This is a genomic window from Candidatus Chlorohelix allophototropha (assembly GCF_030389965.1).
Classification (GTDB): Bacteria; Chloroflexota; Chloroflexia; order Chloroheliales; family Chloroheliaceae; genus Chlorohelix; species Chlorohelix allophototropha.
The window spans coordinates 181,496-198,084 of the sequence record NZ_CP128402.1; the positions used below are offsets into that span (position 1 = coordinate 181,496).

The 16,589-nt window shown below is 51.7% G+C and carries 6 protein-coding genes; 4 read left to right on the forward strand and 2 right to left on the reverse strand.

The annotated features are described in order from the left end of the window. Positions 1 to 576: 576 nt before the first annotated feature. Positions 577 to 9,384, reverse strand: coding sequence for an Ig-like domain repeat protein (locus OZ401_RS25240; RefSeq protein WP_341472172.1), 8,808 nt, complete (start codon positions 9,382 to 9,384; stop codon positions 577 to 579). 897 nt (positions 9,385 to 10,281) lie between these two features. Further along, complete coding sequence (locus OZ401_RS25245; RefSeq protein WP_341472173.1) at positions 10,282 to 10,668, reverse strand: DUF4113 domain-containing protein; 387 nt, start codon at positions 10,666 to 10,668, stop codon at positions 10,282 to 10,284. A gap of 564 nt (positions 10,669 to 11,232) precedes the next feature. Between OZ401_RS25245 and OZ401_RS25250 the strand changes: the two genes are divergently transcribed. The 4 genes from OZ401_RS25250 to OZ401_RS25265 all read left to right on the forward strand — a co-directional run bounded on the left by OZ401_RS25250 (position 11,233) and on the right by OZ401_RS25265 (position 16,581). Further along, the gene (locus OZ401_RS25250; RefSeq protein WP_341472127.1) at positions 11,233 to 11,430 is read left to right on the forward strand and encodes a hypothetical protein; all 198 of its coding nucleotides are present in this window, start codon (positions 11,233 to 11,235) and stop codon (positions 11,428 to 11,430) included. A gap of 55 nt (positions 11,431 to 11,485) precedes the next feature. Next, a complete protein-coding gene (locus OZ401_RS25255; protein ID WP_341472174.1) occupies positions 11,486 to 11,953 on the forward strand; it encodes a hypothetical protein in 468 nt (155 codons plus the stop codon). A gap of 118 nt (positions 11,954 to 12,071) precedes the next feature. After that, a complete protein-coding gene (locus OZ401_RS25260; RefSeq protein ID WP_341472175.1) occupies positions 12,072 to 12,257 on the forward strand; it encodes a hypothetical protein in 186 nt (61 codons plus the stop codon). Further along, a complete protein-coding gene (locus tag OZ401_RS25265; RefSeq protein WP_341472176.1) occupies positions 12,172 to 16,581 on the forward strand; it encodes an AAA-like domain-containing protein in 4,410 nt (1,469 codons plus the stop codon). Before OZ401_RS25260 ends, OZ401_RS25265 begins: the two co-directional genes overlap by 86 nt. Positions 16,582 to 16,589 lie beyond the last annotated feature (8 nt).

Below are 16,589 nucleotides of genomic sequence, written 5' to 3' on the forward strand. Positions count from 1 at the left end.
CAACTGTGTATAGCGATATTTATTTCGGCTCTGTATATTCTCTGCCACAAAACGCATAGCAATTCCTACAATTTCGAGAAATGAAAACTGCGTTGGAATAGCGATGGAGGTAACTTCCTGTAATGTCGATTGCCATTACTTATAAATGCACCAAATGCAGTCAGGGATTTAGAACGTTACCCGTGTTAACGGTCAATATAAAAATCCGCCCTTCTTTCTTAATTATAGGGTTGTGCTAGTTAAACTCAAAACTGGTTCAAAATCTGACAGAGTAGGCTAAAATCAGAGATTTACTTAAGGAACTTGAGGCTAATTTTGTAACTAGCACAACCCCTTAATTAGCTGTCAACAAGAATTACAGAGTAAGCGGCTTCCTCACAAAGGTTATCCTACTTATGGTTATTTTGACGAGATTTGGAAAGAGCCGGGTGAATAGTCCGGCTCCTCCCAAATCTCGTCAGATTTTACCTCCACCACGACTCACTTCGGTGAGGCATAACTAAAGAACTACACCGTTTTACCCGGTTCAGCTGTTAGCCTAACAACTGAGCCGGGCTATCCGGATATTTTACTTATTTACATTGTGGTGAAGCTCTTGACATCTCCCAATACCGGACTACTGCCACCGCTGTACTCCACCACCAACCGGTAATAATAGGTTTTCCCTGATTGTAGACCTTTGAGGGTTGTGCTGACCGCCTTATTGTTGCCCCCAGTTACCGTAGCGCTAACCGCTAATCGTCCTGTCAGGCTGTTCTGTGACTCTCCCCACTGAAAGTAAAGCGCTTTAATTGTGGCGTAGTTGGCATTTACCGTTCCATATAAAGTGCTGGAGTTCCCACTAATAGTTTTGGCTTCCCCGGTGGTTACGTTAGGCGCAATACCCTGGATTACCAGAGTGCCGGTAGCATCAGGAGCAGTGTAGTTCTGGCTGTATAACTTTGCCACCAAACTGTATTTGCCTGGTCTGGTTGGTGGGATAGCGGAGCCGTTGTAATACACCACTACCTGGTTCTCCAAACCAATTCCGTTTGGTGTTACCGTATATTTTACCGCTTTGGGCTTTCCGTCATATACCTGGGTCAGACTGACCTGATCCAACTTGATGGTCGCGGCAGCCTTATTAATAACCAGGATACCACTGGCCGTCCCGCTGTAAATCGGGTCGTTTACCACTGCTTTCACTAGGTACCAACCGGCATTGATAGGTTGTGCTACCTTTTTGAAACCCTGGCTGTATGTCACGGTCACCTTCAGGTTAGCCGGGGTGGTCGTCACACTGGCATACTTGGGATTACCGTCATAGGTCTGTACCAGGTTTCCCAGGATAACTTTAGCGGTAAGTTTGGTGACGACCAAGGTGGCGCTGCCAGTGGCAGCCGGGTAGGCGCTTTCTCCGGCGAAACGGGCCGTGATCGGGTAGTTTCCGGGCAGCAGATCACCCAGGACCTGTTTCACGCCCGCCGTTCCCAGGTTCAGTTTCAGGGTCGCTACCCCATTACTGGCTGTTTGCGGACAGTTGGGCAGACCAGTAGAATTGCAGGCTGCCTTGCCATTCACGCTAAAGCTGATGGTTTTGCCCGGTATCCTGCCCTTGTTACTATTCAGCAGAGCAGTCAACGTGGCCGTTCCGCCATATGATATCCTGGTGTTATTGACAGCCAGCCCTGGAGTAAGGTTGGTAACAGTCTGGCTCAGTTGGTCATAGGAAGAGCCAAAGCTGGTATCACTACCGTAGCTAGCTACCACAGTATGGCTACCGACAGTCAGCTTATCAGTGCTGAAAGTAGCCGCACCGCTGTTATCCATACTTGCGGTGCCGGTGATAGCGCCGTTATCCAGACTGAAAGTGATGCTACCGGTAGGAACACCGTCACCGGGGGACACCACGCTCACCTGCGCAGTGAAGTTCACCACCGTCCCTATCATAGAAGGATTGTTATCCGAGGTCAGTTTAAGGGCAGTAGTTGCCTTACTGACCACCAGGTTCGAAAGGGTAGCACTACTGGAGGCATAATTATTCCCATCGTTGAAGGTAGCCTTGAGGGAGTGACTACCCACCGCCAACGGACCAGCGGGGGTAAAGGAAGCAGTGCCACCGTTCAGACTTACCGTACCCTGATCAACCCCGTCCAGGGAGAAGGAGAAAGTACCGATGGGAGCGCCGGGTCCGCTGACGGTGGCTGTGAAATTCACCACTTGTCCGTACACTGGACTAGCCGCTGAACTGGCGAGGGTGGTGGTGGTAGCCGCCGCGTTGACCGTCAGGCTACCTGTACCGCTGCTGGCAGCGTAAGTGCTATCCCCGGTGAAACTCGCGGCTATCCACGAATTATAGGTTCCGGCATCAATGCCGATCAGGCTGACATTGGAGAGGGTGGCTACCCCGGTGGCGGTAGTGGTGGGACATGGGGGCAGGTTATTTCCGCCACAGACCGGTTGACCGTTTAATTTGAAACTGATGCTCTTGCCACTCACAGGCTGATCATTGGCGGTGAGGGTGGCTTTCAACTCAACCGTACCGCCAAAAGTTCCTTGAGCCGGATCAGTTACCAGTGTGGTAGCGGTCGCGCTGGGCTGGTTCACCAGTTGGCTAACCGGCTCCGATGTGCTGCCACTGAAATAGTCGCTACCGCTGTAGACAGCCGTGATAGTGTGATTTCCGGTGGTCAGAGCGGTGGTAGACAGTGTCGCCTGGCTGTTGGAGTCAAGCGCTACCGCCTGCCCGACAGTCTGACCATCCACTGCGAATTGCACTGCACCGGTAGCCTTGCCACCCCCTGCCGGAGTAACCGTGGCGGTGAAAGTCACTTGCTGCCCGAAGGTGGAGGGGTTAGGAGAAGCGGTCAGGCTGGTAGTGGTGGTCATATAACCTACCGCGAAGAAGGTGCCGGTAAGTTGCGACAGGTTCGGGGAGGTTGTTGCATTGACCGTGACGGTAATACAGCCGGTGCTGGGGTTAAAGGACTGGCTGCTGGCGGGTTGCCAGGCTGTGCCATCATACCAGTAAGCTCGTTTGCCCCCGCCGGTATTACAGAGGCTCAGGCTGGCCCCCGTGAAACTGGAGCCGGTCGCAATATAGGCATCGAAGAAACCGGTGCCACTCTGGAAAACAGTCTGTTCGGTGGGATTGGAGGAGTAGATCGCCACGCTCACCGTGCCGCTGCCACCGCTGGCTTGCAGGGTAACATTACCGGGCGTGAGAGTACCCGTGCCACCGGTAGTAGCGGTAGCCGTAGTATTGCCAGGAGCGGTTGTAGCAGTGCTAGAACTCGTCACTGCTGTTCCCACAGGGGTGACATAGAAGGCCAGCGGGTTAGAGGTACCACCTCCCGGAGTACCATTAAATACGGTAAGCAATATTACTCTGGCTGTGCTCAACTGAGCACCCGGAATAACCACTGATAAGGTGGTAGGGTTTATATAGGTAGTCGCAAGGTCAGTACCGTTCAAGCGGATTACCGAACCGGGAATAAATCCGCTACCGGTCACCGTTACGGTAATCTGTGTAGTTACAGCTTGCACTGTTGTTGATATTGGGCTGACCGAGGTAATAACAGGCACCGGGTTTGGAGGATTAACCACCGTGAGGGTTTGAGCGCTAGAAAGGCTGGGGTTGTAGTTGCTGTCACCTCCATAACTGGCGGTGAGAGTGTGGCTTCCCACCCCCAGACTGCTGGTGGTGAAACTCGCCACGCCACCGCTCAAAGCCACAGTTTGAAGGTCGCTACCTCCATCCTTGAAGGTAATGCTGCCGGTGGCTGTTGCTGGGGTGACCGTAGCCGTCAGTGTCACAGCTTGCCCAACCGTAGAGGGGTTGGGTGAAGAAACAAGGGTAAGGATATTTTCCAGCTTGTTCACGGTCTGGGTAAAGGTGGTGCTGCTGGCTTGATAAGTAGCGTCGCCACTGTATTCCGCCATGATGAGGTGGGTTCCCACCGACAAATCCGGGACTGCCAGGCTACCCTTACCCTCCTGGGCTACATTCACTGTTCCCCCCTGGTTAACACCATCCACCTTGAACTGTACCGTCCCAGTAGGAATACCGTTGCTAGAAGTTACCGTCGCGGTGAAGATCACGCTCTGACCCAAAGTAGAGGGATTTGATGATGAAGTCAGGGTGGTGACACTGGTAAGCTTGTTAGAGATAATCTGGCTGACATCACTGGAGGTGCTGTCTGCATAATGGGTATTGCCCAGATACGATGCCCAAAGTTGGTAGGTACCCACCGGTAGACCGGTGAGGGAGTAAGTTGCTACTCCGTCAACCAGTGGACTGTAGCCCGCAATATTAGCAGTACTACCATCACTCCACATAAAACCAACGTCCCCGGTAGGCTTGCCTCCATCATCTCCGGTCACTTTAGCAGTCATGCTAATAGCTTGCCCCATTACTGAGGGATTAGGAGCTGTGGTTACGGTGGTCTTGCTACCAACCCCCTGGACAATCTGGTTTACTACCACAGAAGTGCTACCCACGTAGCTACTATCGCCACTGTAGACCGCCACCACTTTGTGATTCCCAATACCGAAGCTGCTGGTGGTGAAAGTAGCAACACCACTGCCGTCCAGGGTTCCGCTGCCCAGGGTGGTAGCACCCTCCTTGAAGTCCACCGAACCGGTAGGAGTTCCGCTGCCGGATGTTACCGTGACCGTGAAGGTCACACTCTGCCCGACGTAAGTAGGATTGGGTGAGGAAATCAGGTTGATGGTACTGTTGGCCTTTGTAGACAAGGCCAGATTGTGGGCCCCACCGGCGGAGATGGCAATCACCCCACTCAACCCGCTGGGGACATTGCTTTGACCACTGGAGTTATCACCCCAAGCGACGAGGGTGCCATCACTCTTGAGTGCCAGACTGTGCCCATCACCAGCGGAGATGGCAATCACCCCACTCAACTCGGCCGGTAGCCAATGCCCCCAGGCAACCACCGTCCCATCACTCTTCAAGGCCATACTGTGATGAACGCCGTCCGAGATGGCAATCACATTGTTCAAGCCTGCCGGTACATTGCTTTGCCCATAAAAGTTATAGCCCCAGGCAACCACCGTCCCATCGCTCTTCAAGGCCAGGCTGTGGACGCTACCGGCGGAGATGGCTACAACCCCACTCAAGCCTGCCGGTACGTTGCTTTGCCCAAAACTGTCATTGCCCCAGGCAACCACCGTCCCATCGCTCTTCAAGGCCAGACTGTGATTAACGCCGTCCGAGATGGCAATCACGTTGCTCAAGCCTACCGGTGGCGGGATAAATGGTCCGTACTGGTTCCACCCCCAGGCAACCACCGTCCCATCGCTCTTCAAGGCCAGACTGTGAGACCGACCAGCGGAGATGGCAATCACATTGTTTAAGCCAACCGGTACATCTAGTTCACCATCAACATTATCGCCCCAGGCAACCACCGTCCCATCGCTCTTCAAGGCCAGATTATGCTGAAGTCCGGCGGAGACGGCAATCACATTGTTTAAGCCAACTGGTACATTGGTTTGCCCAGAACCGTTCCATCCCCAGGCTACTACTGTTTGACCTTGCTGGACTGAAGTTATGGCAAAGCCTTGCGTGACATCCGGTGCCGGGAAGTAGTTCTCATTTCCTTGTTGAGAAGCGGTAATAAGACAAGTGCCTGCGCCCTTCAGAGTGACTGTGTTGTCGCTCACGCTGCATTGCCCGGCTGCGCTGTAGCTTACCGGCAAATCGGAACTGGCAGTGGCAGCGAGCTGGAAGGGAAAGTCGGCGGTAGTCTTGGGCACTACTCGCTCAAAGCTAATCGTCTGGCGGGCCTTTGTAGTTAGGGCCAAGCTGTGTTGACAGCCAGCGGAGATGGCAACCACCCCACTCAGTCCATCCGGTACATTGCTTTGCCCAGAACTGTTATCGCCCCAGGCCACCACCGTCCCATCGCTCTTGAGGGACAGATTGTGGGCCCAACCGGCGGAGAGGGCTACAACCCCACTCAAGCCTGCCGGCACGTTGCTTTGCCCAGAACTGTTATCGCCCCAGGCAACCACCGTCCCATCGCTCTTGAGGGCCAGGCTGTGATGCTGACCACCGGAGATGGCAATCACCCCACTCAACCCGCTGGGGACATTGGTTTGACCATAGCCATTAAAACCCCAGGCAACCACCGTCCCATCGCTCTTCAAGGCCAGGCTGTGAATTTCTCCGGCAGAGATGGCAATCACGCCACTCAGCCCGCTGGGGACATTGGTTTGACCATAGCCATTAAAACCCCAGGCAACCACCGTCCCATCGCTCTTCAAGGCCAGATTATGCTGAAGTCCGGCGGAGATGGCAATCACCCCACTCAACCCGTTGGGGACATTGCTTTGACCACCGGCGTTATCGCCCCAGGCAACCACCGTCCCATCACTCTTCAAGGCCAGGCTGTGCTCACTACCACCGGAGATGGCAATCACGCCACTCAGCCCATCCGGTACCGTGCTTTTCCCATAAATGTTATCACCCCATGCGACGATGGTACCATCACTTTTGAGGGCCAGACTGTGAAACCAACCGGCAGAGATAGCAATTACTCCACTCAAGTCGGCCGGTACATTGGTTTGCCCAAAACCGTTATATCCCCATGCCACCACGTGACCGGGCTGGGTTGAAGTAATGGCAAAGCCTTGCGTGACATCCGGTGCCGGGAAGTAGTTCTCATTTCCTTGTTGAGAAGCGGTAATAAGACAAGTGCCTGCGCCCTTCAGAGTGACTGTGTTGTCGCTCACGCTGCATTGCCCGGCTGCGCTGTAGCTCACCGGCAAATCGGAACTGGCAGTGGCAGCGAGCTGGAAGGGAAAGTCGGCGGTAGTCTTGGGCACTACTCGCTCAAAGCTAATCGTCTGGCGGGCCTTTGTTAGGGCCAGGTTGTGGTACCCACTGGCGGAGATGGCATTCACGCCACTCAACCCGCTTGGGACATTGGTTTGTCCGTACTCGTTCCAGCCCCAGGCAACCACCGTCCCATCGCTCTTGAGTGCCAGGCTGTGGAAGTCACCGGCGGAGATGGCATTCACGCCACTCAACCCGCTTGGGACATTGGTTTGTCCGTACTCGTTCCAGCCCCAGGCCACCACCGTCCCATCGTTCCTGAGTGCCAGGCTGTGGTTACCGCCCGAGGAAATGGCAATCACCCCACTCAACCCGTCAGGCACCGTACTTTGCCCAGAACTGTTATCGCCCCAGGCCACCACCGTCCCATCGTTCCTGAGTGCCAGGCTGTGGTTACCGCCCGAGGAAATGGCAATCACCCCACTCAACCCGTCAGGCACCGTACTTTGCCCAGAACTGTTATCGCCCCAGGCCACCACCGTCCCATCGTTCCTGAGTGCCAGGCTGTGGTTACCGCCCGAGGAAATGGCAATCACCCCACTCAACCCGTCAGGCACCGTACTTTGCCCAGAACTGTTATCGCCCCAAGCAACCACCGAGCCATCACTCTTCAACGTCAGGTCGTGGTTCGTTCCGGCAGAGATGGCAATTACCCCACTCAACCCGTTGGGGACATCGGTTTGACCACTGCCGTTACCCCATGCAACGACGGTACCATCACTCTTGAGGGCCAGGCTGTGTTGCGCACCGGCGGAGATGGCAATCACATTATTCAACCCGTCCGGTACATTGCTTTGCCCATAACTGTTTTCCCCCCAGGCCACCACGTGGCCGGGAGGGCCTGAAGTAATGGCAAAGCCCTGTGTTACCGCCTGAGCCGGGAGATAGGTGTCGTTACCGGGCTGGGAGGCAGTAATAAGACAAACTCCGGTTCCGGTCAGGGTTACGGTGCTGCCGCTCACGCTGCACCGTCCGGCTGCACTATAACTCACTGGTAGTCCGGAACTGGCGGTAGCAGTCAGCTGGAAGGGAGGGTCGGCGGTAGTTTTAGTGGCTAACCGCGCAAAACTGATGGTCTGCTCTACTTTATTTACACTTTGTTTCAAAACACCGGCGCTAATGGCGGGAGTATTAGAAGTTTCGTAATTGTAGGCAGTAATGGTATGCACTCCATAACCCAGATTTGAAGTGGTAAAGGTGACCACCCCGCTGCTGTCCAGAGGAGTATTGACTAAAGTGGTAGCACCGTCCTTGAATTCCACCGAGCCGGTGGGCGCGCCGCTGATGTTGGTAACCCTGGCGGTGAAGGTCACGCTCTGCCCAAAAAAGGACGGGTTTAGGGAAGAAGTCAGTGTGGTAATACCGGCAAGCTCAAAAGCGCCGATATCGCAGCCACTACCCCTGGGCCGGCTTACCCCTCGTTGATCGGTGGTCACAGGTTGACTCTGGTCATCCTGGCATTCCGAAACAGGGATCGCATCCACGGCCGGGCTGCCGAGCGGTAGCGCCAAAGTATTGGTTGGTCCTCCATTGTCACTGATGAATTCAATCTGCGGGTTAACTCCCACCTGATCGTTGTTCACCCCGTTCGACAGACCGCTAAATCCGTCCGGGTTTTGTACGAGGTTATACCCCTGCGAATGAAACGTACCAAATGTACCGCCCAGATCACCGCCATAGACGGTAGTGTTCCCGGCGATCAGGTTTCCCTTCAAGTAAGCTTCGGAATTATTGAAAATCCCTCCGGTGGAGTGGTTGGAGACGTTTCTGGCAACCGTGGAATATGCAACGGTCAAATCGCCCCCGGCATTATAAATCCCATCACCCAGATTTGCATAGACGGTAGAGTTGTAAAGCCTTGCAGAAACTAAATTGTAGATTCCACCACCGTCCAACCCCTGGTTACTCCAGATATTGGAGTTAAGGATGGTCAGATTTCCCGAATTCCAGATACCCCCTCCATTGGAGGAAGTCAGGGTGCCATTGTCGGAAATGGTGGAGTTGGAAAGCGTGACCGTACCACTGCTATTGTAAATTCCATGTTTCAGGTTACCCCGAATCGTGGAATTGTTGACCACCAGGGTGCCTTTATTGTAAATACCTCCCAACACACCTCCCTGCATGGTCAGGTTATTCAACGTCAATTTGGCACTGGCATCCACCATGTACATAAGTGCATAAGCTGCTCGCCAGTCAGCTCCGGCCTTCCTCTGGATCGTTACGCCGTGCCCCTCGATGGTAATATCCCTGTTGTAAACATTAAAGGGATAGGTGGCATTGAGAGAGTCATCCGCCCAAGGAAAAGTGCTCAGGTTGATAATGTTGGGAGCCGGAAGGTTCACCTCAATGGTGTAAGCGCCCGGATCGGAAGAGTTGATGGCCTCAAAGGCGGCTCTGAGTGAGCCTGACCCGCTATCATTACCGTTGGTAACGGTAAAACTGGCAGCCCTGGCCGGCGTGGTTGTAAAGGTCAGACAACCAAACAGCAACCCGACTATTAGCGCCAGACTGCTCCACCTGAAAGCACAATATTTTGATATTAATCTACTCATGTTCTCCTCACCTGAATCCTTTATTCAAGTATAGATTCGAATAACACAGTAAAAAGGGGTTAAATCACGGCAGCGTTTTACCTGGTTGCGCTGCTCAATTTATATAAAACAGGTGCAAGCTACCGATAAGTTGGATGAGGAGGAGCTCTCAAAGCTTCAGGGCGCGATATCAGAACAAAAAGTGGGTTAACACAATTCAGAGTAGCTGTTTTCTGATAGAGATTCATGGCAGCTCGCCTCTTCTACTGATACTAATTAGTACCTTTTGGCAAACCAACCCGAAAAATAGTGACGTTCTAATATTGATTTGTGCGAATTAACTGCGTTGAGGAATTGGGAGTGACTTAAATCTAAGCGCGATACTTGGCTATCAGGTCGGAATCGGTGAATCTACGGCTTTCAGACGATGCACATTTCTTGAAATCGGCAAGACTGGAAAAGGAACAAGAGCAAAACTAGTGGTTTGGAAAGAGTAATTACTAACGGCTACAAGAGACGTATTACATATATCCTATCACCTAGGAATAAATAGTTAAAATTGTTAATTTATTAACACTACTATACTTGAGCAAAAACAAGATTTCAAAGCCAAAAATGCTCAATAACAAATGACGACACAGCACAATTCAAGTTTAATTATAATAGCAAATTGATGTAATAAAACGAGTAAAATTCTGTAAAATTGTGGTAAAACATTATCTTATACGAGTTTAAAATAACACACATCGGAAGTTGCTGTGAAAATAGCCGGAATTACTGAAAATCTGATAGAAACTCTTTGATCATTCTCATATTAATCGGTTAAATTGGTTTATCTTTTTGGAAACAGCAACATAATAGTTTAGTGCTTCACTACTACCCGAAATTTGCCAAAATGGTACTTGCTCTCCCACCTCCTTACCCGGCGCTGATCTGTACCGGGTCAAGTGCCCAGGCTGTGGGCAAATCCTCCCAACTGGTGGTGTAAGGCGGCGAAACCCGCCCCGGCTTCATCTGCCATTCCTGCCCAATCCCGGCAGACGCCAGCCGTAGGGTATTCCGCCCGTAACGCCGGTTCAGGCTATCCACCGTCTCCATCAACCGCCCCTGCTGCTCGATTTGCCCCACTCCTTCCCCGAAATAGCTCAACTGCACCCCCTGCTGCGACAAGCCCGTCTCCACCTTGTGGCAGCGATTTGCCAACCGCAGGTGGGACGGCTCGGTAAAACTGTTGGGAAACAGCCGATTTTTACAAACTGGCGACCTGCTTTTCTCCCACCAAACGGTCAAATTCAGTCCCGTCACTCGAATTCGGCGATAAAGTGACGCAAAGCCGGGGGTTGTTAGATAATCCGCAAACCCTTTATGCTTTGTGCCATCTCTGCTTCAAAGCTTACAGCTACCACCACATAATCCAAGTGATTTTGCCTATATACCCGGCGCGATACCGCCAACTGTGCCTAGCAATATTTATTTCGGCACTATACATTCGCTGCCACAAACCGCATAGCAATTCCTATAATTTCGAGAAATGAAACCTGCGTTGGAATAGCGGGGAGAAAACTTCCTACTACGCTGATTGTCATTGCTTAGGAAACACACCAAATGCAAGCAAGGATTATTAGTGACAGAGCGCTAACCTCAAAAAGTAACTAAAACCCCAACTCCCTAATTATCTCTGGGCGATTGCCCACGCCTCTTATCCTCAGCCCCTAATGACCGGTAGCTAAAACTAACTACTCCTAATCACTAACTCGATCACTAGAATTAGCGATGTAACTCCCCCTGATTCTTTCTAAACTACTATCAGTGGTAATTCACCCGAAACAAATACAGCAATTAGTAATCAGACAGAAAAGGAGAAAAACAGTGAACCCTTATTCACCTTATACCCTTGAAATGGCAAAACAGCACCAGGCTTCCTACCGGATGGAAGCAGCCCAGGATCGAATCGCCAGAGAATGTGTCCAAGAATCCAAGCAGGAAAAGAACGCGAATGAAAGCCCGCTTAGGAAGAGGCGCTGGTTCTTTGGAGTAGGTAACAAGTTGGCGCGACAGCCCAAATAAGCAGCCCCTTACAAACTATAACACTTAAATTAATTGATGAAAGGATGAACCCAAAATGTTTAAAGTAATTCTTAGCGCCTCTTTCTTTCTAGTGGTGAGCTTACTGAACGGAGTTCACTCAGATAGCAAATCTATAGCTAGCTTACAACAAATCTCAGCTCTTCCGGCGGGTAGCTATTCGGTTACAGTTACCCGACACGATGCCCACAATGATTACAACTCCGAAGACTATGCCGGAGAATGGGTCTTAAACCTAAACCGCTCGGAAGAATTTACTCTGACCCAATCCAATTTGTTAAAAGCCAGCGGGAAATATTCACTTGCCGCCGATCAGCTAACCTTTGAAAGTAACAATAGCACCGGAAAGTTTAAATGGACCTTTGACGGTCAGCAGCTAACCTTAAACCCGCTTGCAACTAATAATTTCGCCCTTGATTTCGCACTAACCCTTCGCCCCCTGAACTATCTGCCCGAAATATCCATTTCAAGGTCAGCCAATCACCGCAATGCCCTTGCTGCCTAACAAATAGTGAAAAGGAGTGGATATTATTCACTCCTTTTTTAAGTTTAGCTATTGAACTTTAAACCAATTTCCCAATATAATTGAACAAATGTAGCTGCTATACCCTTTGGAGAATAATATGCACCCCAGAAATATTTACACCGTCGGTGGCACTGTCGAAGCGGATAAACGCTTGTATGTAACCCGCAAGGCGGATGAAGAACTGCTGGAATTATGCCGTGCGGGTCAAATTTGCGTATATCCTCGCCCCCCGCCAGATCGGCAAATCCAGCCTGATGATGCGCACCTCCCAACGGCTTTCTGAGGAAGGGGTCAAAACGGTCATAATCGACCTGACCCAACTGGGCACTCAGGTGACTGCCGAAGCTTGGTATCTGGGTCTGTTGGCGATTATCGAAGATCAGCTAATGCTGGACACCTCCGCAGTGCAGTGGTGGAAGGCCCATGCCGATTTGGGTATCACCCAACGCCTCACCCGGTTCTTTGAAGAAGTGCTGCTACGGGAAGTCGCTACCCCAATAGTTATCTTCGTAGATGAGATTGATACCACCCTCAGCCTGACCTTTACCGATGACTTTTTCGCCAGCCTTCGCTACTTCTATCAAGCCAGAGTGCGCTTGCCAGAGTTTCAACGGCTGACCTTTGTGCTGGTGGGAGTGGCTACCCCCAGTGACCTAATCCGTGATCCGGCGCGTACCCCCTTTAACATCGGGCAGCGGTTGGATATGACCGACTTCAGCTTTGAAGAAGCGCTACCCTTGGCGCAAGGTTTGAATGTACCGCCGGATTCTGCCCCAGAGCTATTGCGTTGGATCCTGAAATGGACAGGAGGACACCCCTACCTGACTCAGCGGTTGTGCCGGGTAGTCACCGAACAACAGTGGGAAATAAGCTGGAGTGAAGCAAAAATAGATGAACTGGTAACGAACACCTTCTTCGGGGAGAAGAGCGAACAGGACAACAACCTGCAATTTGTGCGAGATATGCTGACCAGACGCTCGGAGAATGCCGAAGAGGTGCTGCTGACCTACCGAGAGATCAGGCAAGAGCGCAAGGTGGTGCTGGATCAGGAGCAATCCCTGTCAAAGACCCAGTTGAAATTATCTGGGCTGGTAAAGCGGGAGGGACGGGCGTTAAAGGTACGGAATAGTATTTATCGGACAGTGTTCGACGAGCGCTGGATAAAAGAACATCTGCCGATCAATTGGGCGAAGCGTTTGAGGCAGGCATTTCGATTGATAGCCGCCTCATTGGCATTGGCGTTGGTGCTGGGAGGGTTGGCAATCTACGCCTTTATCCAGCAAGGTGAGGCGAGTAAACAGGCGGATGAAGCCAATATGCAGCGCAATACCGCTGAAACCAGAAGGGTGGAAGCGGAAAACGCGCGAGTGGAAGCTGAAACAGCTCGAAACCAGTCGGATCGCTTACTGCGTGGGTCAGAAGCGCAAGCGCTGGCATTTCGCTCTCAAACTCAGACCGACCCGGAATTGGCTTTGTTACTAACCATTGAAGCCGCCCAGCGTATTCAAGATGGCAAACTGGAAGATAGCGGAGGACAGGTGGAAGCGGCTTTGCGGCAAGCTCTGGCAAATTATACTCCGAATATTGCCCTGCGCAGTAGCAGCAGCAGCGTTTATACTGTGAACTTTAGCCCGGATGGAAAGCGACTGGTGGTAGCCGGAAATGACGGCTATGCCAGGGTTTATGAGGCAGGTACTAATAAAGAAACGCTGGCTTTAGGCGGGAAGTTCGGACCGGTCTACAAGGCAATCTACAGTCCGGATGGGGGTACGATTGCTACCATTGACGACCGGGGCAATACCATTTTCTATGAAGCGGGCAGCGGGAAACAGTTGGGAGAGGTAATAACTTGCCAATGCTTTGTGAACTATCTAGCTTACAGCCCCGATGGCAAAATGCTGGCACAAGGACTTGACAACAATAATCGCTTAGTCCGGGTGCTAGACCCGGCGACCGGAAAAATATTATGGCAGCAATTTGACGGGGGAGGTAATTTTAATAGCGCTGTTTTCAGCCCGAACGGAAAATGGCTGGCTGCTGCCAGTGGAAACCAATTATTACTGTTTGATCTTACCAGTAACACTATCCCACCTCAAAAACCCTTCCAAATCCTAACATCTTTTGACAATCCCTCAACAATAAGCACCGTTTTCAGCCCGGATAGTCGCTGGTTGATTTTAACCAGCGCCGATAATACTGCCCGTATTCTTGATACTACCACCGGTAAGTATGTCGCTACCCTAAAACATAATGGCTATGTAAACGATGCAGTATTCAGCCCGGATGGCAAACAAGTTTTAACCGCCAGCAGTGATAAAACCGTTAAAGTGTGGGAGACCGAAAGTGGCAAAGAGTTGCTCACCTTCCAGAACCATACCTCAGCGGTTGAGGATGTAATATTGAGCCCGGATGGCAAACAAGCGGTTAGCGCCAGTGATGATGCGACCATCCGGGTATGGGATTATGTCAGTGGTAAGGAAATCGCGGTGCTAAGGGGACATTCTGGCGCGGTAGCCGGGGCGGTGAATCATGGCGGGTTAAGTTTTAGCCCAGACGGCAAATGGTTGGCTTCAGCCAGCAATGATGGCACCACTCGCCTGTGGGATTGGCAGACTATCTCGCAGCAGCGGGTAATTTTGACTGCCAATACCAATCGGGTGAAAAGCGCCAGTTACAGCCCGGATGGGAAAACTATTCTTACGGTTGCGGATAGAAATCTGCCCCGCCTATTTGATAGCAAAACCGGTCAGCCGCTCCAAACCCTCTCGGGCTTTTTACTGCATCTTAGTGGCGGGCTTACCTTTTTCCCAGCGTCCCTCAGTCCGGATGGTAAGTTAGCCGTCACTTCGTCCGGATATAATGATAGTACGGTTCGGATCTGGAATCTCGACTCGGGCAAAGAACAGGCTTTTCTGGACGACGAAGAATTCACAAACTTTGTAAGTTCGCAAGATGATAAATTTGTAGCAGCTGCCAGAAAAGATTTCAGTCTGGAAATTTGGGCTTATGAAAAAGATGCGTTGATACTGGGTGGCTTGAAAGGTCACCAGGCTGAGATCACTTGGCTGGCTTTCAGCCCGGGTAATAAATACTTGGCATCTGCCAGTCGTGACCAGACCGCCCGCATCTGGGAAGTGGACAGCGGCAAAGAAGTGGCGGTATTGCAGGGACATAGCGGGGCGGTATTGGCGTTAGATTATAGCCCGGATGGTCGCTACTTAATCACCGCCAGCGCGGATAAAACCCTGCGCCTCTGGGATAGCTCTAACTGGCAGGAAATCAGAGTTATGCAGGGACATACCGCTGAGATTCGCAGTGTAGCCTTCAGCCCGGACGGTCAGACCGTTATTTCTGGAAGCGCCGATGGTACTGCTAGGGCGTGGGACGTAGTTAGCGGGAAAGAGTTGGTAGTAATGCGCGGTCATACTGGAGCCATAAACAGTGTGGCGATTAGCAGTGACGGCAAACGGATTGCTACTGCCGGGGAGGATGGCACTGCCAGAGTGTGGGATGCCGTCAGTGGTAACGAGCAGCTGGTACTAAAAGGACATAGCGGGGCAGTAACCGCCGTATTTTTCAAACCGGACGGCAGCAGGGTCTATACCGGTGGAGCAGATAAAACCTTTAGGTTGTGGGATAGCGCCAGCGGGGTGGTATTAAAGGTGAACACCGGGCTACCCAAAGCGGTGAAGCGAATTTATACAACCACCGCCGATCCTGAGTCTATAGCGTCCAATTGGATTCCCAATGTACCCTTACCACAGGATCCAGCCTATGTGGTTACCGATGATATCCTGAGAGGATTTGACCTATTGACAGGGATCGGCTATTACTGGATTATCAATACCCCCACCTTAACTGGAGCTATTTTCAGCCCAGATAGCAAGTTAGTAGCTACCGGAGGGAGTGATGGGGTAGTGAGATTGTGGGATAGCGCTACCGGAAAGCTGGTGCGTACCCTAGAAGGGCATACAAATCTAGTGGGTATGTCCGGAAATGACGGCTTTAGCCCCGATGGGCAGCGACTTGTAACGGGAAGTTATGATAAAACCGCCATTATCTGGGAAGTAGCTAGCGGCAAACAACTGGTTACCTTGCAGGGACATGCTGATGTCGTCACCCTCGCTGCCTTCAGCCCAAATGGGAAGTTGGTAGTCACCTCTAGCGCAGATAATACCGCCCGTATTTGGGATGCCAGCAGTGGCAAGCAGCTTCAAATTCTGAAAGGTCATACCGCCCCGTTATACACCGCCCGTTTCAGCCCTGACAGCAAGTTTATAATCACCGCCAGCATAGATGCCACCGCCCGCATCTGGGATACAACTTCAGGAAAAGAGTTGGCAGTATTGTTGGGACACAGTGGACCGCTAAGAGATGCCAGCTTCAGCCCGGATGGGAAAAACATCCTAACCGCCAGCGAAGATTTCACTGCCATCATTCAACCCTGCGAAATTTGCAGCCCTTTTACCCAAGTGCTGGAACAGGCTAAAAAGACCGTTACCCGCTCCCTCACCCCCGATGAAAAAAACCAATTCGGGATAACGACTGCCGCTGTTTTACCGCTCAACCCAGTATCCCGCTGGAGTAGAAAACAAGAAAGAGCTTGAGGGGAAGA

What these genes read in the sequence shown, in the direction of transcription:
- OZ401_RS25240 (WP_341472172.1), bottom strand. Translation starts at nt 9,384, where the DNA reads ATGAGTAGATTAATATCAAAATATTGTGCTTTCAGGTGGAGCAGTCTG.
- OZ401_RS25255 (WP_341472174.1), top strand. Translation starts at nt 11,486, where the DNA reads ATGTTTAAAGTAATTCTTAGCGCCTCTTTCTTTCTAGTGGTGAGCTTA.
- OZ401_RS25260 (WP_341472175.1), top strand. Translation starts at nt 12,072, where the DNA reads ATGCACCCCAGAAATATTTACACCGTCGGTGGCACTGTCGAAGCGGAT.